This window comes from Lentzea sp. CA-135723 (genome assembly GCF_050936595.1).
Classification (GTDB): Bacteria; Actinomycetota; Actinomycetes; order Mycobacteriales; family Pseudonocardiaceae; genus Lentzea.
In genome coordinates this window covers 5657100-5674368 of the sequence record NZ_JBNJMK010000001.1, presented here as the reverse complement: position 1 = coordinate 5674368, position 17269 = coordinate 5657100, and the positions used below count along the sequence as shown (strand labels likewise).

Here is a 17269-nt window from a genome sequence, read left to right as displayed (position 1 = left end):
ACGAGAAAAACGATGGCCCTGAACGACCGTCTTCGCGGTGTCTTCGTGGACGCCCTCCAGCTCGACGACTCCGTGGACGTCGAGAACCTGAAGTACCGCGACATCGACGAGTGGGACTCGGTCGGCCACATGGCCCTGGTCGCCGCCATCGAGGACGAGTTCGACGTCCAGTTCGAGACCGAGCAGGTCATCGACATGAGCAGCTTCAAGGTCGCCGTCGACATGCTCAAGGGCTTCGGCGCTGGTGAGTGACTTCGCCGGCAAGGTAGCGGTCGTCACCGGCGGCACCCGCGGCATCGGGTTCGCGACGGCCGCGCTGCTGGCCGAGGCGGGCGCGACGGTCGTCATCACCGGCCGCGACCGGGAGACGGCCGAGAAGCGTGCCGCCGAGCTCGGTGACCGCGTGCACGGCGTGGCGCTCGACGTCGCCGACTCGGCCGCCGTCAAGACCGTCTTCAAGGACGCGGCGAAGGAGCACGGGCGCATCGACGTGCTCGTGGCCAGCGCGGGCGTGCTCGAGGGCGGCCTCATCGGCATGCTCACCGACGAGCACGTCAACAAGACGCTGACCACGAACGTCGCCGGCACGATCAACTCCGTGCAGGCGGCCGCGCGGGCCATGATGCGCAAGCGCACCGGTTCGATCGTGCTGATCGGCTCGATCGTCGGCGAGCGCGGCAACGCGGGTCAGATGGTCTACGCGGCGTCCAAGGCGGCGCTGGTCGCGGCCGCGAAGTCCGCGGCGAAGGAGCTCGGCAGGCACGGGATCAGGGTCAACGCGGTCGCGCCCGGCGTGATCGCGACGGACCTGATCTCGGAGCAGTCCGACGAGGTGCTGGAGCGGGTGAAGGGCGACACCGCCCTCGGCCGGCTCGGCACCGCGGAAGAAGTGGCCAAGGTGATCCGATTCCTGGTCAGTGACGACGCTTCGTTCGTCACCGGTCAGGTGCTCGGGATCGACGGAGGTTTGGTGCTGTGACGCTGCTGCACGCTCAGGCCCGCCTGCGTGACGCAACGACCGGTGAGCTGCTCGGCGGTGCCGAGCTCGCCGGTCGCGTGTCCGAGGCGGCGAAGGAACTCGCCGATCTGCCGTCCGGGGTGTTGTTCCTCCGGGTCGGCCTGGACCTGACGAGCGTGCTGCGGTACCTGGGTGCGTTCGAGGCGGGCCGCGCCGTCGCGCTGCTCGACCCGGCGCAGGACCGCGAGGTGCTGGACGGGCTCGTCGCCCGGTTCCGCCCCGCGGCGGTGCTGGGCATCGAGGACGAGCCCGCGCCGGGCTACTCGGCGGACTGGGTGCGCGAGGACGCGGATGGCGTCGCCCCGCACCCCGACCTGGCCGTGATGCTCCCGACCAGCGGTTCCACCGGCAACCCGAAGTTCGTGCGGCTCTCCCGCGCGGCGATCCTCGCGAACGCCGACGCGATCGCCGAGGTGCTCGGCATCGACTCCAACGAGGTCGCGCCGACCAGCCTTCCGTTGCACTACAGCTACGGCATGTCCGTGCTCAACAGCCACCTGCGCCAGGGCGCGACGGTGCTGCTGGAGGGCTCCGGCGTGGTGGCGCGGCCGTTCTGGGACGCGGTCACGCAGTACGGCGTGACGTCGCTCGCCGGCGTGCCGTACCACTACGAGATGCTGCGCCGGCTGCGGTTCGACCCGGCGAAGTACCCGACGCTGCGCACGCTGACCCAGGCGGGCGGCAAGCTCCGCAGCGACCTGATCAGCGAGTTCAACGACAAGATGCGCGCCGCCGGCGGGCAGATGTTCGTGATGTACGGCCAGACCGAGGCCGCGCCGCGGATGGCCACCGTGCCGGCCGAGCGCCTGGCCGAGAAGGTCGGCTCCGCCGGTCCCGCGCTGCCCGGTGGCACGTTCGCGATCCGCGACGAGGCCGGGAACGAAATCGCCGAGTCCGGTGTTGCCGGTGAGGTGGTGTACCGCGGTCCCAACGTGATGATGGGCTACGCCGAGTCCGAAGCCGAGCTCGCGCTCGGTGACGAGACCGGCGGCGTGCTCGTCACCGGCGACCTCGGATACCTCGACGAGGACGGGTTCCTCTACATCACCGGCCGGCTCAAGCGGATCGGCAAGGTGTTCGGCAACCGGGTCAACCTGGACGACCTGGAGCAGATCGTGAAGGGCTTCGGCGCGGCCGCCGCCGTGCCCGCGGGCGACAAGGTCGTCGTCTTCCTCGACAGGGCCGAGAAGGACACCTGCAAGCAGGCCGCGAAGTTGCTGTCCGAGACGCTGCACCTGCACGTCACGGGCTTCGACGTGCGGCCGGCGGAGGGTTTCCCGCAACTGCCCAGCGGCAAGATCGACTACCGGTCACTGGAGGCACAGGTATGAGCGTCTTCGGGCGCAACCAGGCCGAGCGCGAGACCGCGCTGCTGGCCGAACTGACCGAACTGACCGAGCACCACCGCGCGCACTCCGAGCAGTACGACCGCATCCTGTCGTCGCTCGGCATCACGTCGGGCGAGAAGTTCGGCTCGTTGAACGACCTGCCGTGGCTGCCGGTGCGCATGTTCAAGACGCACGAGCTGAAGTCCATTCCGGACTCCGAGGTCTTCAAGGTCCTCACCTCGTCCGGCACGACCGGTGGTGGCGCGTCGCGGATCTACCTCGACAAGGACGCCGCCGCGGTGCAGACGCGCCAGCTCGGCGCGACCCTGCAGGAGGTGCTCGGCGGCAAGCGGCTGCCGATGCTGATGGTCGACACCATCGGCATCATCAAGAACCGCCGCTCGTTCTCCGCCCGCGGCGCCGGTGTGCTGGGCATGGCGACGTTCGGCCGCGGCCACGTCTACGCGCTGGACGAGAACGACCGGCCGGACGTCGAGGCGGTCAAGGAGTTCCTCGCCAAGCACGGCAACGAGCCGTTCCTGATCTTCGGCTTCACCTTCATGGTGTGGCAGTACCTCTACGAGGTCGCGCGCGAGCACGAGCTCGACCTGTCGAACGGCATCCTGATCCACTCCGGTGGCTGGAAGAAGCTCATCGACATCGCGGTCGACAACGCGGAGTTCCGCAAGCGCTTCGCCGAGGACACCGGTCTGACCCAGATCTACAACTACTACGGGATGATCGAGCAGATCGGCACGGTCTTCCTGGAGGGCCGCTCCGGCAACTCGTTGTACTGCCCGGACTTCGCGGACGTCATCATCCGCAACCCGGAGACCTGGGAAGAGCAGCCGGTCGGCGTGCCCGGCGTGATCGAGGTCGTCTCGACGCTGCCGCGCAGCTACCCCGGTCACGTGCTGCTGACCGAGGACCTCGGTGTGGTGCACGGCATCGACGACGGCGACTGGCCGGGCAAGCGGTTCTCCGTGCTCGGCAGGCTCCCGCGCGCCGAGGCCCGCGGCTGTTCGGACACCTTCTCTGGAGCTGTTGCCTCATGAAGCGCCGTTTCCCGGCAGGCCCTGACGTCTCCTCGGTCGACGAGCTGCTCGCGAGCATCTCCGGCGAGCCCACCGACGGCCGCCTGAAGGTCGGCGACGAGCGGATCATCGACTTCCTGGTGAAGTTCGCGCGCAAGCTCCTCGCGCCGCAGATGGCCCGCCGCTACCCGGAGCTCGCCTCGCTCGGCTTCTTCCTGCGCCGCGGCGAGATCCAGAAGGTGCTGCGCCGGCTGGAGACCCCGGAGGGCGTGATGCGCTTCGGCCGCGGTCTCGTCTTCCACATCCCGCCGGCCAACGTCGACACGATCTTCGTGTACTCGTGGGCGCTCTCGGCCCTGGCCGGCAACAGCAACGTCGTGCGCATCTCGCCGCGTTCGGCCGGTGCGGCGGAGGCCGTCGTCGAGGCGCTGAACGAGGCGTTGCAGGACGCGCACCCGGCCGTCGCGCAGACTCAGGTCATGGTCACCTACGACCGCGACGACAAGGTGACCGCCGCGTTGTCCGCGGCGTGCGACCTGCGTGTCGTGTGGGGTGGCGACCGTGCCGTCAACGAGGTGCGCAAGCTGCCGTTGGCACCGCACGCGCGTGACGTGACGTTCCCGGACCGCGCGTCGTTCGCGCTGATCTCCGTCGAGGGCTGGACGAAGGCCACGCCGGAGCAGAAGCGCGAGGTGGCCGTCGGTTTCTACAACGACTCGTACTGGTTCGACCAGGCCGCCTGCTCGTCGCCGCGCGCGTTGTTCTGGGTCGGTGACGAGGTCGCGGGCCAGCAGGCGCGCACCGAGTTCCGGGCCGAGCTGAGCGCGGTGCTCGACGCGAAGAACCACGTCGTAGAACCGGCGATGGCCGTGCAGAAGCGCGTCTCCGCCTACGGTGTCGCGGCGGACGGCCACGCGAAGTCGATCTCCTTCGACGGCAACGCGGTGGCCACGCTGGAGCTGACGGCGGCGGCGGACGTGCCGCGCGAGTGGCTCGGCGCGGGCACCTTCCCGTTCGCCACGCTGCCGACGCTGTCCGCGCTGGTGCCCATGGTGCAGCGCAAGGACCAGACGCTGTCGGTGTTCGGCTTCTCGCAGGAGGAGCTGACCGCGCTGGCGCACGAGCTGTCCGGCCGCGGCATCGACCGCATCGTGCCCTTCGGCAACGCGCTGACGTTCTCGGACCACTGGGACGGCTTCGACCTGCCGGCGGAGTTCACCCGCCTGGTGACGGTCAAAGCCTGATCTGCCAACGCAAAACGCTCGGCTGGGAAGTCCCAGCCGAGCGTTTTGCTTTCTCCCCCAGATCAGATCAGGTGCAGGTTGGTGTTGGTGAAGCCGGTGGCGAAGATGACCTCGTTGTCCCAGGGGTTGTTCGCGAACCCGTGGTAGTTGTGCCAGGCCTTCACCCGGCCGTCGGGCAGGGCCGTGGCGATCTCGGCCTTGCCGTCGCCGTCCAGGTCCGCGAAGTGCAGGCTCTCGTTGGTGAAGCCGGATCCGATGATCGCCGCGTTGTCCCACGGGCTGTTGGCGAAGCCGTGGTAGTTGTGCCAGGCCTTGACCTGGCCGTCGGGCAGGGCGGTGATGATCTCGGCCTTGCCGTCGGCGTCGAGGTCGGCGAAGTGCAGGCTCTCGTTGGTGAAGCCGGTGGCGATGATCGCCGCGTTGTCCCACGGGTTGTCCGCGAAGCCGCCGCCGTTGTGCCACGCCTTGACGCTGCCGTCCGGGAGGACCGTGATGATCTCGGCCTTGCGGTCGCCGTCGAGGTCGGCGAAGTGCAGGCCCTCGTTGGTGAAGCCGGAACCGATGATGGCTTCGGCGTCCCAGGGCGATGCCGTGACGCCGCGGCCGTTGCGCCACGCCTTGACGTTGCCGTCGGCGAGGACCGTGATGATCTCCTTAGCGCCGTCACCGTCGAGGTCGGCGAAGTGGGCGTTGGTGTCGTTGAAGCCTGAGGCGACGATGGCGTCGGCGTCCCAGGGGTTTTCCGCGAAGCCTCGGCCGTTGCGCCAGACCTTCACGTCGCCGTTCGGGAAGATGTAGGCGATGTCGGTCTTCGCGTCACCGGAGAACGAGGAGCCCACCGCGCTCGGCCCGCCGGTGTTGAAGCGGTACAGGTTGTAGTTCTGCATCAGCGTGATGTTCTTGGTGGCGTAGTTCGGGTCCGTCGCGTACTTCTTGGCGACCTCGCGGATGAACTGGTCGGGGTTGTTGTCCCGGTAGGGCAACGCGCTGTCGTAGATGCCGCTGGTGGTGATGAGCCTGCCGTAGTCGCGGAACGAGTCCGTCATCGAGCGGTAGACCCGGAAGTACGCGGTGGTGACGTGGCAGGTGGGCGTGCACTCCTCGGTCTGGTAGGCGTGGCAACCGATCGCGATCGGGCCGGGGCTCGTCGGGTTCACGCACTTGAAGCCGAAGTAGTTCTTGTCGTTGGTGGAGAGCCTGCTGCGGCCCCAGTCGGACTCGAGGATCGACTGCGACGCGGTCACCGACGCGGGGATCCGGAACTCGGCCTGCACGGCCTGGGCTGCCGGGCCGGCGATGGCGATGTAGTCGTCCTGGAAGCCGGCGGCGGTCAGCGTGCTCGCCGTCGCGCGGTCCCGGATCTCCTGCTGTGACTCGGCTTCCGGCGGTGCCGCCTGGGCGGTGCCCATGATCAGACCCGCGAACGCGGTGGCGAGCAGGGTCGAGGTCAGCTTCTTCATGACTGTTCTCCGTTGCCTTTCGTCTCGGGTCAGATCAGGTGCAGGTTGGTGTTGGTGAAGCCGGTGGCGAAGATGACCTCGTTGTCCCAGGGGTTGTTGGCGAACCCGTGGTAGTTGTGCCACGCCTTGACGCGGCCGTCCGGGAGCGCGGTGGCGATTTCGGCCTTGCCGTCGCCGTCCAGGTCGGCGAAGTGCAGACCTTCGTTGGTGAAGCCGGATCCGATGATCGCGGCGTTGTCCCAGGGGTTGTTCGCGAAGCCGTGGTAGTTGTGCCAGGCCTTGACCTGGCCGTCGGGCAGGGCGGTGATGATCTCGGCCTTGCCGTCCGCGTCCAGGTCGGCGAAGTGCAGACCGGCGCTGGTGAATCCACTCGCGATGATCGCGGCGTTGTCCCACGGGCTGTCGGCGAACCCGCGGCCGTTGTGCCACGCCTTGACGGTGCCGTCCGGCAGGACCGTCATGATCTCGGCCTTGCGGTCGCCGTCGAGGTCGGCGAAGTGGATGTTGTCGTTCGTGAAGCCGGTGGCGATGATCGCCTCAGCGTCCCAAGGGGACGGGGTCACGCCGCGGCCGTTGCGCCACGCCTTCACGCTGCCGTCGGCGAGGACGGTGATGATCTCCTTGTCGCCGTCGCCGTCCAGGTCGGCGAAGTGCGCGTTGGTGTCGTTGAAGCCGGAGGCGACGATGGCGTCGGCGTCCCACGGGTTCTCCGCGAAGCCTCGGCCGTTGCGCCAGACCTTCACGTCGCCGTTCGGGAAGATGTAGGCGATGTCGGTCTTGCTGTCACCGGAGAACGAGGAGCCGGTCGACGTCCCCAGGTCCTCGACGATGTTGTTGTAGCGCTTGGCCATGTAGGACGCCGTGTAGGCGGCGGACCAGACCCGCTCCTCGGCGACCTGACCGAAGTCCCACTCCTCCCAGACGACCGCCTGGGTCTGCGCCGCGTCCGCCCAGCGCATGAAGAGCGCGATGTGCTGCTGGTCGCTGTTGTGCTTCCACAACGCGTCGCCCGGTCGCAGGTCGGACTTGTTGATGGTGTGCATGAACGGCTGCAGCGAGTACGTCGTGTAGCTGTTGTCCATGCCCCAGGCCAGGGACGTGAAGCCGGAGCAGTCCTGGCGGTAGCGGCCGTACTGGTTCGTGTACCAGACCGTCTGGCTGTACGGCACCCGTGCGTCGATCCAGGTGCGCGCCCGTTTCACCACCTCCGATCTCGCGATCGGGTTGTTGGCTTGGATCGTGAAGCTCGTTTCCGGCTCCGCGCCCTGCTTCGCGTACCCGCCGTCGTTGACCAGTGCGCCGGGCTCCGGCGCCGCCTGGCCGGTGCTCGTTCCCAGGAACGCCAGTGCCGCCGTGAGCAGGGCCACCAGGGTGGTAGTCCGTCGCAGTCGCATCGCTCGTCCTCCGTGAGTTCGTGTCCGTCCTGCTGACAACACGAACTCTGCGGGGAGGGTCTGCAAACGATCTACAAGGTCTCTGTCACCGGGCCTGTAGAAGTTCTACAGGCCCTGCAGAAGGCCTCTGACGTGCTCAGACGAGCATGGCGACGGTCTCGTCGGCGATGTGGCTGCCGATCTGGAGAGCACTGGTCGCGGCCGGCGACGGCGCGTTCAGCACGTGCACCTGGCGCGGGGCCGACTCGATCAGGAAGTCGTCCACCAGCGACCCGTCCGGCAGCATCGCCTGGGCGCGGACGCCCGCCTCGGCGCGCACGATGTCGGTCTCCTCGATGGCCGGCACCAGCCGGGCCAGGCTCGCCGCGAAACGCTTGCGGGAGAACGACCTCAGCACCTCGTCGAGGCCGGTCCTGCCGAACTTCCCGGCCAGCTTCCAGGTTCCGGGGAAGCGCAGCACGTCGGCGATGTCGCGCGGCGAGATCTGGCTCCAGCGGTAACCCTCGCGGCGCAACGCCAGCACCGCGTTCGGGCCCGCGTGCACGGAACCGTCGAGCATGCGCGTCAGGTGCACGCCCAGGAACGGCAGCGCGGGGTCCGGCACCGGGTAGATCAGGCCGCGCACCAGCTCACGGCGTTCCGGCCGCAGCTCGTGGTACTCGCCGCGGAACGGCACGATCGTCGCTTTCGGACGCAGCCCGGCGAGGCGGGCGATCCGGTCGCTGTGCAACCCCGCGCAGTTCACCAGCGCGTCGGCGCGGACGATGCCCTGCGGCGTGGCCACCATGACACCCGAACCTTCGGCACGGATGGCGAGAGCAGGGGAGTTGAGGCGGAGATCGGCGCCTTCGAGCAGCTTCACGAGCACTCGGCAGACGGCCGGGAAGTCGATGATCGCCGTCGACTCGACGCGCAGGGCGGAGACGGCGGACACCTCGGGTTCGTACTCGCGAACCTCGGCGGGGGAGATCAGCCTGGCCGGCACGCCGTTGGCCTCGGCGCGGTCGGCCAGCGTCTGCAACCGGGGCAGCTCGTCGGTCGACGTCGCCACGACCAGCTTGCCGCAGACGTCCACGGGAACGCCGTGCTCGTGGGCGAACGCCACCATGGAAGCGTTGCCCGCCACGGACATCCGGGCCTTGAGCGAACCGGGCCTGTAATACAGACCTGCGTGCACGACGTTGCTGTTGTGCCCGGTCTGGTGCGCGGCCCAGTGGGACTCCTTCTCCAGCACGGTCACGTCGTGACCGCGCCGGAGGAGTTCGCGAGCGGCGGAGAGTCCGAGGATCCCTCCGCCGATCACGACGACATGACTCACGTCAGGCCTTGCCCGACACGCTCTTGAGGATGTCGAGGTTGGCCTCGCAGATCTTCGGCATGTCGAAGTTGTCGAAGACCCACTGACGACCGGCCTCGCCGATCTTCTTGGCGACGCCCTCGTCCTCGATCAGCCGGTTGATCTGCTCCGCCAGCCCGGAGTGGTCGCCCGGCTTGGTGAGCAGCGACTCCGTGCCGTTGGTGATCACGGCGTTCGGGAAGTAGTCGGCCCGCTCGGCCATGACCGTCGGGACGCCCGCCGCCATCGCCTCGAGCGACGCGATGCCGATGCCGAAGCCCTGCAGGTCGTGGACCTCCATGTCGGAGCCCGCGAGCAGACCGGGGATCTCCGCCTTCGGCAGCGTGCCGGTGCACACCAGCGCGTGGTCGACGCCCAGTTCCTTGGCGATGTCCATGAACTGCGTGTTGTACAGGCCGCCGATGACCAGGACCTTGGTGTCCGGGTGCTTGCGGAGCACCTCGGGCAGCGCCTTGACCAGGTTGATCCGGTCGCGGACCGGGATCACGTGGCCGAGCGACGAGATGACCGGGCCGTCCCCGATCTCCGGGAACCGCTCGCGCATCTTCGCGCGCTCGGTGGCGTGGTCGAGGTCGTGGAAGCGGTCGAGCTCGACACCGACGGCGAGCTTCTCGATCCGCTCGTCCGGGGTCTTGTACCTCTTCTTGATGTACTCGTAGAAGATCGTGTCGATCGCGACGAGCTTCGTCGGCTTGTTGTACGACATGACCGGCTTGACGACGAACGCGTCGAGCATCCGGAAGACCGCGTGGATCGGCTTCATCGGGCTCTGCAGGCGGGTGTGCAGCGTCAGGACCGACGGCACCTTCCGCTTGCGCGCCCACAGACCGCTCTGCCAGGTCAGGTCGAAGAACTGGCCGTGCTGGTGGACGACGTCCGGCTTGAAGCCGTCCAGCAGCTTGAAGACCTTCTTGCGGTTGCCCCACTTCAACGCGAACGTGATGTCGAAGTTGAAGGAGATGCGGGTCTCCGGCAGCGTCCACGACGGCAGTCGCACGATCTTGATGCCGTCGCGTTCCTCCACCGGCAGCGCACCGCCGTACGCGGCCGTGATCACGAGGACCTCGTGACCCTGCGCCGCGTAGTAGCGCGCCAACGTGTCGGACACGTAGGCGCTGCCGCCCATGCGGGGCGGGAAGAAGTTGTTGATGATCGCGATCCGCATCGCGTCAGGCCTTCCCGTTGGTGGCCGAGATGGTCGCCTCGTGGACGACCTTGTGCGCCGGGAGGATCGCGTTGCGCTCAGCCAGCACCTCGTCCGAACCGGCGCCCAGCTCGAGCAGGTTCAGGAAGTGGTTCAGCTGCGCGGCGAGCGGCTCGGCGCTCTGCAGGATCGTCGGCAGCTCGATGACGGTCTGCGACTGGTAGCCGACGCCGTCCGCCGCGGGCGAGTCCGCCACGTGCCGGTAGATCGTGATGTCCCGGCGCAGCAGGTCGATCTCGATCAGGCGGTCGATCTCCAGCACCGAGATCTGCCGCACCTTGCGCTGGCTGATCCGCGACGCCGAGATCGTGGCGAGCGCGCCGCTCTCGAACGACATGGTGGCGTCCGCCGAGTCCTCGGACTGGTTGTCCTGGGACTGCTTGTGGAAGAAGCCGAACGAGCCCTTGACCGCGGCCGGCGCGTTGCCGACGAAGCGGATCGCGAGGTCGACGTCGTGGATGAGCAGGTCGCCCGCGACACCGGTCTTGATCCGCGGCACGAACGGCGAGTGCCGCATCGCGTTGATCTGCACGACCTCGCCCACGAACTGCTTCGCGGTGAGGATCGCCGGGTTGAAGCGCTCGAGGAAGCCGCAGACGAGCGGCAGGCCGCGCTTCTCCGACTCGGCGACGAGCTCCTCGGACTGCGCGTACGTGGCGGCCAGCGGCTTCTCGATGAGCAGCGGCTTGCCGAGCTCCAGCGCCTGCTTGGCGATGGCGTAGTGCGCCTCGGTGGCGGCCGCGATGACGACGGCGTCGACATCCTTCAGCCCGTCCAGCGAGTCCGTGTAGTCGATGCCGAAGCGGTTGGCGATCGCCTGACCGGTCTCGGCGTTGTGCTCCACGACGAACTTGAAGTCGACGCGGTCGGACTGCGACAGCACGCGGGCGTGCAGCGAGCCCATGGTGCCGGCGCCGACGAGGGCGACCTTGGGACGGGCGGTCACGCGCCGAACACCTCCCGGACGGACGAGACGATGGTCTCGAGCTCTGCGTCGGTCAGCTTCGGGTGCACGGGCAGCGAGAGCGCCTGCTCGGCGACCTTCTTCGCGACCGGCACGTCGGAGGCGATGACCTGGGGGTTGTCCCGGTAGCAGTCGTAGTCGAACACGAGCTTCGGGTAGTAGATGCCGTTGCCGATGCCCTTCTCGGTGAGCTTCGCCGCGAGCTCGTCGCGGGTCACCGGGGCGTCGTCGCCGACCAGGATCGTGTACTGGTGCCACACGTGCTCGCGGCCCGGCAGCACGGCGGGGACGGTGAGACCCGTCACGCCGTCGAGGCCCTTGGACAGCGCCTCGGCGTTGCGCCGGCGCGCGTCGGTGAGCTGCTGCAGCTTCTCGAGCTGCGGGATGCCCAGCGCCGCGTGCAGGTCCGTGAGGCGGTAGTTGTGGCCCGCCATCTCGTACTGGTAGCGGGCGCGCATGCCCTGGTTGCGCATGACGCGCAGCTTGTCCGCCAGCGCGTCGTCCGACGTCGTGATGACGCCGCCCTCGGCGGTGGTGATGTTCTTGGTGGCGTACAAGGAGAAGCAGCCGATGCCGAACGAACCGGCGGGCTTGCCCTCGAACGTCGCGCCGACCGCCTGCGCCGAGTCCTCGACGATCGTCAGGCCGTGCTGCTGCGCCAGCGGGACGAGGCGGCCCATGTCGGCCATCTGGCCGTACAGGTGGACCGGCATGAGGACCTTGGTGCGGTCGGTGACCGCGCCGCTGACCTTCTCCGGGTCGATGTTGAAGTCGACCGAGTCGATGTCCGCGAACCGAGCGGTAGCGCCCGCTTCCAGGATCGCGTTCAGCGTGGCCACGAAGGTGAACGGCGTGGTGATGACCTCATCACCGGGCTGGAGGTCGAGCGCCTGGATGGACGCGACCAGCGCGGTCGTGCCGTTGTTGACGGCGACCGCGTGGCTCACACCGGCAACGGAGGCGAAAGCGTCCTCGAACCGCTTGACCATCGGTCCCTGTGCGATGACACCGGAGCGGAGCACTTCCAGCACGAGCGGTTCGGCGTCCTGAACGTCGACGACGGTAATCGGAATCATGCAGCAGACTTTCCACTTCCGGAGACGGTTGGATGCGTCCGGTACAGTTGCCCCGCGGTGTTACTGCCAGGTGCAGACCAGGCGCGGACCACAGGCTACCTGCCTGATGGAGTGATCCTCTTCAGGGTCCGTTGTGGATCCGCAGCGCAGGAGAACGACCCTCATGGACGCCCAGCCCGCCGTGCCCGGCCCGTCGCTGGGAAGCGAAGCAGGAAGCGGAGAACCGATGACCGTCGAGCCCGACGTGGCTGCCACCGACGCTGAGAAGGTCGAACCGCCCGCTCCGGCGAACACGCGAAAAGCGCTGGTCATCGCTTGGGCGAAGCGACTGCTGATCGTCGCGGTGCTCGCCGCCGCCGTGTTCTCGGTGTACTCCCAGTGGGACGAGGTCTACCCGGCACTCGCCGCGCTGCCGTGGCAGTCGGTCGTGCTGTCGCTGATCGCGGTGTTCGTCGGCATCTTCCTGGGCCCGCTGGTCTGGAAGATCGTTCTGTCCGACCTGGGCGCTCCCGTCCGATTCGTCGACGCCTCGAAGTTCTACCTCGTCGGGCAGCTCGGCAAGTACGTCCCCGGCGCCGTCTGGGCCGTGCTGCTCTCGATGGAGCTCGCCCGTGAGGCGGGCGTCAACCGCGCGCGCAGCTTCACCGCCGGGTTGGTCGCTACCGGCATGGGTGTGCTCGCTTCGTTGATCGCCGGACTTGCTGCTTTGCCGGTCATGTTGAACGGCCGGCCTGAGGCGAACCAGCTGCTGTGGCTGTTCCTGCTGCTGCTCGTCGGGCTGCCGTTCCTGCACCCGCGCCTGCTGACCTGGTCGGTCAACCTGGTGCTGAAGGTGCTGCGGAAGGCTCCGATCGAGCGCCGGTTCACCGGGGTGGAGATCCTCAAGGCTCTCGGCACCGCCGTCGCCATCTACCTCTGCTACGGCGTGCACCTGTGGCTGCTGGTGAACTCGCTCGGGTCGCCTCGGTGGGACACGCTGATCCTGTCCACCGGTGCCATGGCGTTGTCCATGACCGCCGGGCTGCTGGCGTTCTTCCTGCCTTCCGGGCTGGGGGCCCGCGAGCTGGTCATCACGGCGACCATTGCGACCGTTCTGCCCTCTGGTGAGGCCATCGCGCTGGCATTGGTTTCTCGGTTGATGTTCACGATCGCGGACCTGGCGGCTGCCGGGTCGGCCGCTTTGATCGCTTACCTGCAGAAGCGGCGTGGTGGGCCGGTGCCGGTGCCTGCCGAGGACTGATTTTTGACTTTTGCCGCCCATTGACCGTTTTGGTCGATGGGCGGTTTTTTGTTTTGGCCGGGTTGGTCGCTTACCCGGCCTCAAGGCCGAGGCGAAAGGCGCCTCGGCCGGACCGAGCAGCAGCCAGGCATCAGCCCGTTCGGGCTGATGCCTGGGTGGCTTGCGGGCGTGGTGCGCTTTGCGTTGACGACTGCGGTTTGGCTCTAGAACCAGCGCTCCAGCACCTGGGCCACGCCGTTCTGCTCGTTCGACGCCGTGATCTCGTCCGCCACCGCCTTCAGGTCCGGGTGCGCGTTGGCCATCGCCACGCCGTGGCCCACCCACTGGATCATCGGGATGTCGTTGGGCATGTCGCCGAACGCGATCACGTCCTGCGCCGCGACTCCGAGGCGTTCGCAGACGTCGGCCAGGCCCGTGGCCTTGGTCACGTCCCGTTCGGAGACCTCGATCAGGCCCGCGTTGGTCGAGTAGGTGATGGCGAACTCGTCGCCGAGCACCGCGGTCGCGGCGGTCGTCATTTCGGCGCTGGTCATGTCGACTCGTCTGACCAGCAGTTTGATCGCCGGGTGGCCCAGGACCTCTGCTCGGGTGGCGGAGTCGTGGGTCTCCGGCCAGGCGTGCTGGTAGCCGTTCTCTGCGAGGAACGTCACGGTGTCCCCTGCTCGTTCGCCCACCCGTTCTGCCGCCACCGCGCAGCCCGGGATGGCCGTGTCCAGGGCGTGGACCAGGTCGGTGAGGCGGACCGGGTTGATGCCGCGCTGCCAGACGACTCGGTCCTCGCCCACGTGGTAGAGGACGGCGCCGTTCGCGCAGACCGCGTAGCCGGTGGAGTTCAGGGACTCCGCGATTCGGGGGACCCACCTCGGTGGGCGGCCTGTGACCAGCACGAACGGGGTGTTGTCCGCCAGGACCCTGCCCACCACGGCGGCGGTGTGGTCGCTCACCTGTTCGTGCGTGCTGAGGATTGTGCCGTCTACGTCCGATGCCACCAGTGCCGGTTTCTCCACGACGTCCATCCTCGCTGATGGCGGATTCGTTGAACTACGGAGCTGGTTCGCTAGGGTCGTCCGGTGCGAGTTGGTGTGGTGATCCTTCCCGAGTACCGCTGGTGGGTGGCGGAGCCCAAGTGGCGCGCGGCCGAGGAGCTCGGGTTCTCCCACGCGTGGACGTACGACCACCTCGGCTGGAGGACACTCGTCGACGGGCCCTGGTTCTCGGCGGTGCCGACGTTGACGGCCGCCGCGATGGTCACGTCGAAGATCCGGCTCGGCACGTTGGTCGCGTCGCCGGTTTTTCGGCACCCGGTCTCTTTCGCGCGCGAGATCCTGACGCTCGACGACGTGTCGGACGGGCGGTTGAACGTCGGCGTCGGCTCCGGCGGCACCGGTAGCTACGACTCGGACGCCATCGGTGGGCAGGAGCTCACGGCCGGGCAGCGCACTCAGCGGTTCGGGGAGTTCGTCGAGCTGCTGGATCTGCTGCTGACCAGGGACAAGACCACGTGGAAGGGCGAGTTCTTCGCCGCCGACGAGGCTCGTGGGCACCCCGGGTGCGTGCAGCGGCCGCGGGTGCCGTTCGTGGTCGCGGCGGACGGGCCCAAGGCCATGAACATCGCCGCCCGGTACGGGACGGGGTGGATCACCACCGGGTCGCGGCAGGTGGAGAACCCCGGCTACGAGGACTGGTGGCGTGGCGTCGCGCAGGTGACGCGGCGGTTCAACGACGAGCTCGCGTCGATCAACCGGGCCAAGGGCACCATCGACAGGTACCTGAACCTGGACTCGGCGCCGGTCTACTCGCTGTCCAGCAAGGGTGCGTTCCAGGACGCCGCCGGACGGGCCCGTGAGCTGGGGTTCACCGATCTGATCGTGCACTGGCCGCGCAGCGAAGGCGTCTACTTCGGGCACGAGACCGTGCTGGAGCAGGTGGCCGGGGACGTGTTCCCCGGCCTCGCCGACTCCGAGATCAGGGGCTGACCGGCGCGCCCGGTTCCGGGACCAGCTTGTAGATCGTCGAGTCCTGGTTGGAGAACACCTTCTGCACGAACGGCTTGCCGTCGAGGTTCTGCAGGCCCGCGACGCGGTCCTTGCCGCCGTGCACGTAGCCGACGTCCACGATGATGTACGTGACGTTGAGGTGCTTCACGGCGTCGCGGACCTCGGAGTCGGTCGCGTAGTCGTTGAACTCGGACTGCAGGGTCGCCACGGCCGGTGACTCGGCCGAGCCGTCGTAGTGGCCGACGACCGGCTGCACGCCCGCGAGCGCGTACATCCAGACCGTTCCGTCGCGGCGGTCGTTGAGCACCCGCTCGCCCGGCTTGACCAGCTTCGCGAGTTCCTGGAACGCGAGCACCTCTGTCGGGCTGACGACCATGTTGTGCCGGTCGGCGCCCGGCTGGTTGCCGTAGCCGAGCTTCACCTGGCTCGCGTTGAGGTTGTAGTAGAGACCCTGGCTGAGCAGCGCGAACGCCGCGAGGACCAGGCCGCCGGCGACGTAGCGCCCGGGACCCGCGGCCAGCTTCACCTTCGCCGCGCCGAGCTTCGCGAAGTCGTAGACCTGCGCGAGGCCGTGGCCCGCGACGACGGCCAGCGGCACGCACGCCAGCGCGATCAGGCGCCACTGGTCGTTCCACCACGGGCTGGTCACCTTGGCGACCCAGAACTGCGAGTACGACGCCGTCAGCACGAACACGCCACCGAAGAACGCGGCAGAGCCGAGCAGCCAGCGCAGGTCGCCGAGGCGCGAGGCGAAGATCAGGCCGACCCACAGCGCGAGCGCGAGCCAGTACTGCGGCAGCGCGATGACGTGCTGGAACGTCAGCAGGGCGCCGACCGACTGGCTGACCGGGAACGTCGACGGCCAGTCCACGATCGCGATCTTGCCGCCGACCGCGAGCGCGCCCAGCAGGTGCGGCAGCGTCACGACCACGGCGACGACCGCGGGCACGAGCAGCTTGACGAAGTCGCGCCAGATGATCCGCAGGTTGCCCCACCAGCGCTGGATGAACATCGGCAGCACGAAAAGGATGCCGCCGAAGAGCGTGCTGGAGTGGATGGCGAGCAGGCCGACCGCGACGCCGCCGAAGTAGATGCCCGTGTCGAGCGACGCGCGCTTGAGGTAGGCGTCCATCGCGATGGCCAGCACCGGCATGACCGCGATGCCGAGCGTGAACGTCAGCAGCGGGCCGCGCCACAGGTTGTCGTAGGTGGCGCTGGTGCAGGCGACGGTGACGAGCGCGGTGAAGACGGCGGTGACGGCACGGCCCTTGAAGTGCCGGATCATCGCGACCAGGGCCAGCGCGAGCAGACCGGGCAGGAGCACGGTGTTCGCGTTCAGCACGGCCGGCACGGCGGCACCGGTCAGCTTGAACACGAGCGCGCCGACCAGGTGGTAGGCGTTCGGGTAGAAGACGCCGTCCGGCAGCTCGTACCAGTTGACCTTGCCGGTCGCGTAGAGGCTGCCCTCGCCGGTCTCGGCGATGTAGCGGATGCCGTTCGCGTGGTAGGCCGCGTCCCAGTCCTGCGGGATCGAGTTGAGGTCCCAGCGCATCGCCGTCATCAGCACGGCGAACCCGACGACGGCGGCGGCCAGCAGCGTCACCGCGACGGCGACGTGCGCGGTGCGCGTCCAGGGCGACGGCTCGCGCTCGATCGGGCCGTTGCGGCGCACGACGAACCAGCGGGCGAGGCCGAAGAGCACGGTCACGACGACCGTGGTGACCAGGAACGTCCAGATGGTGAACGGGATCCCGATCTTCCACAGCCACGGGCCCGCCAGGCCTGCGATCAGGTACGTGAACACCGGTGCGCTCGCGGCGAGCGCCCAGCCCCGCACACCCGCGGCCGCGGCGGCCAGTCCGCCCGGCAGCCACAGGACGGCGAGATACGTCCCGATCGTCGCCACGGTCAGCAGCGTGCTCGCTTCGGTCGGCACAGGACCACCCATGTTTG

At 68.3% G+C, this 17269-nt stretch carries 15 protein-coding genes; 7 read left to right on the top strand and 8 right to left on the bottom strand.

All coding sequences use genetic code 11. The features are described from left to right. The first annotated feature begins 12 nt into the window (after positions 1 to 12). Genes ACQEU1_RS26035 through ACQEU1_RS26015 form a run of 5 tightly spaced genes read left to right on the top strand, consistent with a single transcriptional unit; the run spans position 13 to position 4624 of the window. Positions 13 to 252, top strand: a complete 240-nt coding sequence (locus ACQEU1_RS26035; RefSeq protein ID WP_089907749.1) for an acyl carrier protein — start codon at positions 13 to 15, stop codon at positions 250 to 252. After that, positions 245 to 979, top strand: a complete 735-nt coding sequence (locus tag ACQEU1_RS26030) for an SDR family NAD(P)-dependent oxidoreductase (protein ID WP_433206809.1) — start codon at positions 245 to 247, stop codon at positions 977 to 979. Before ACQEU1_RS26035 ends, ACQEU1_RS26030 begins: the two co-directional genes overlap by 8 nt. After that, the gene (locus ACQEU1_RS26025) at positions 976 to 2349 is read left to right on the top strand and encodes an AMP-binding protein (RefSeq protein WP_433206806.1); all 1374 of its coding nucleotides are present in this window, start codon (positions 976 to 978) and stop codon (positions 2347 to 2349) included. Before ACQEU1_RS26030 ends, ACQEU1_RS26025 begins: the two co-directional genes overlap by 4 nt. Further along, positions 2346 to 3401: an acyl-protein synthetase gene (locus ACQEU1_RS26020; protein WP_433206803.1), complete on the top strand. Its 1056-nt coding sequence runs from the start codon at positions 2346 to 2348 to the stop codon at positions 3399 to 3401. Before ACQEU1_RS26025 ends, ACQEU1_RS26020 begins: the two co-directional genes overlap by 4 nt. After that, a complete protein-coding gene (locus ACQEU1_RS26015; protein WP_433206800.1) occupies positions 3398 to 4624 on the top strand; it encodes an acyl-CoA reductase in 1227 nt (408 codons plus the stop codon). Before ACQEU1_RS26020 ends, ACQEU1_RS26015 begins: the two co-directional genes overlap by 4 nt. A gap of 62 nt (positions 4625 to 4686) precedes the next feature. Here the strand turns inward: ACQEU1_RS26015 and ACQEU1_RS26010 are convergent, their stop codons facing one another. The 6 genes from ACQEU1_RS26010 to ACQEU1_RS25985 all read right to left on the bottom strand — a co-directional run bounded on the left by ACQEU1_RS26010 (position 4687) and on the right by ACQEU1_RS25985 (position 12079). After that, positions 4687 to 6084 (bottom strand): glucosaminidase domain-containing protein, encoded by a 1398-nt coding sequence (locus tag ACQEU1_RS26010; protein ID WP_433206797.1) that lies wholly within the window; start codon positions 6082 to 6084, stop codon positions 4687 to 4689. Positions 6085 to 6113: 29 nt separating this feature from the next. Next, positions 6114 to 7478 carry an FG-GAP-like repeat-containing protein gene (locus ACQEU1_RS26005; protein ID WP_433206794.1) on the bottom strand — a complete coding sequence of 455 codons (1365 nt, stop codon included), beginning with the start codon at positions 7476 to 7478 and terminating at the stop codon, positions 6114 to 6116. Positions 7479 to 7614: 136 nt separating this feature from the next. Continuing rightward, positions 7615 to 8796 (bottom strand): L-2-hydroxyglutarate oxidase, encoded by a 1182-nt coding sequence (lhgO, locus tag ACQEU1_RS26000; RefSeq protein WP_433206791.1) that lies wholly within the window; start codon positions 8794 to 8796, stop codon positions 7615 to 7617. A gap of 1 nt (position 8797) precedes the next feature. Further along, positions 8798 to 10000: a glycosyltransferase family 4 protein gene (locus tag ACQEU1_RS25995; protein ID WP_433206788.1), complete on the bottom strand. Its 1203-nt coding sequence runs from the start codon at positions 9998 to 10000 to the stop codon at positions 8798 to 8800. Between the two features lie 4 nt (positions 10001 to 10004). Further along, positions 10005 to 10985 (bottom strand): Gfo/Idh/MocA family protein, encoded by a 981-nt coding sequence (locus ACQEU1_RS25990; RefSeq protein WP_433206785.1) that lies wholly within the window; start codon positions 10983 to 10985, stop codon positions 10005 to 10007. Then, positions 10982 to 12079 (bottom strand): DegT/DnrJ/EryC1/StrS family aminotransferase, encoded by a 1098-nt coding sequence (locus tag ACQEU1_RS25985; protein ID WP_433206782.1) that lies wholly within the window; start codon positions 12077 to 12079, stop codon positions 10982 to 10984. The genes ACQEU1_RS25990 and ACQEU1_RS25985 overlap by 4 nt, the downstream gene beginning before the upstream one ends. A gap of 226 nt (positions 12080 to 12305) precedes the next feature. Between ACQEU1_RS25985 and ACQEU1_RS25980 the strand changes: the two genes are divergently transcribed. Next, positions 12306 to 13319 (top strand): lysylphosphatidylglycerol synthase transmembrane domain-containing protein, encoded by a 1014-nt coding sequence (locus tag ACQEU1_RS25980; protein ID WP_433206779.1) that lies wholly within the window; start codon positions 12306 to 12308, stop codon positions 13317 to 13319. Between the two features lie 203 nt (positions 13320 to 13522). Here the strand turns inward: ACQEU1_RS25980 and ACQEU1_RS25975 are convergent, their stop codons facing one another. After that, positions 13523 to 14326, bottom strand: a complete 804-nt coding sequence (locus ACQEU1_RS25975) for an HAD family hydrolase (protein WP_433206776.1) — start codon at positions 14324 to 14326, stop codon at positions 13523 to 13525. A 63-nt stretch (positions 14327 to 14389) separates the two neighbouring features. Here ACQEU1_RS25975 and ACQEU1_RS25970 point away from each other — a divergent pair, with 63 nt between their 5' ends. Further along, positions 14390 to 15295, top strand: a complete 906-nt coding sequence (locus tag ACQEU1_RS25970; RefSeq protein WP_433206773.1) for an LLM class flavin-dependent oxidoreductase — start codon at positions 14390 to 14392, stop codon at positions 15293 to 15295. Here the strand turns inward: ACQEU1_RS25970 and ACQEU1_RS25965 are convergent. Beyond that, a complete protein-coding gene (locus ACQEU1_RS25965) occupies positions 15285 to 17252 on the bottom strand; it encodes a DUF6541 family protein (protein ID WP_433206770.1) in 1968 nt (655 codons plus the stop codon). The two genes, ACQEU1_RS25970 and ACQEU1_RS25965, sit on opposite strands and share 11 nt — an antisense overlap. Between the last annotated feature and the right edge of the window lie 17 nt (positions 17253 to 17269).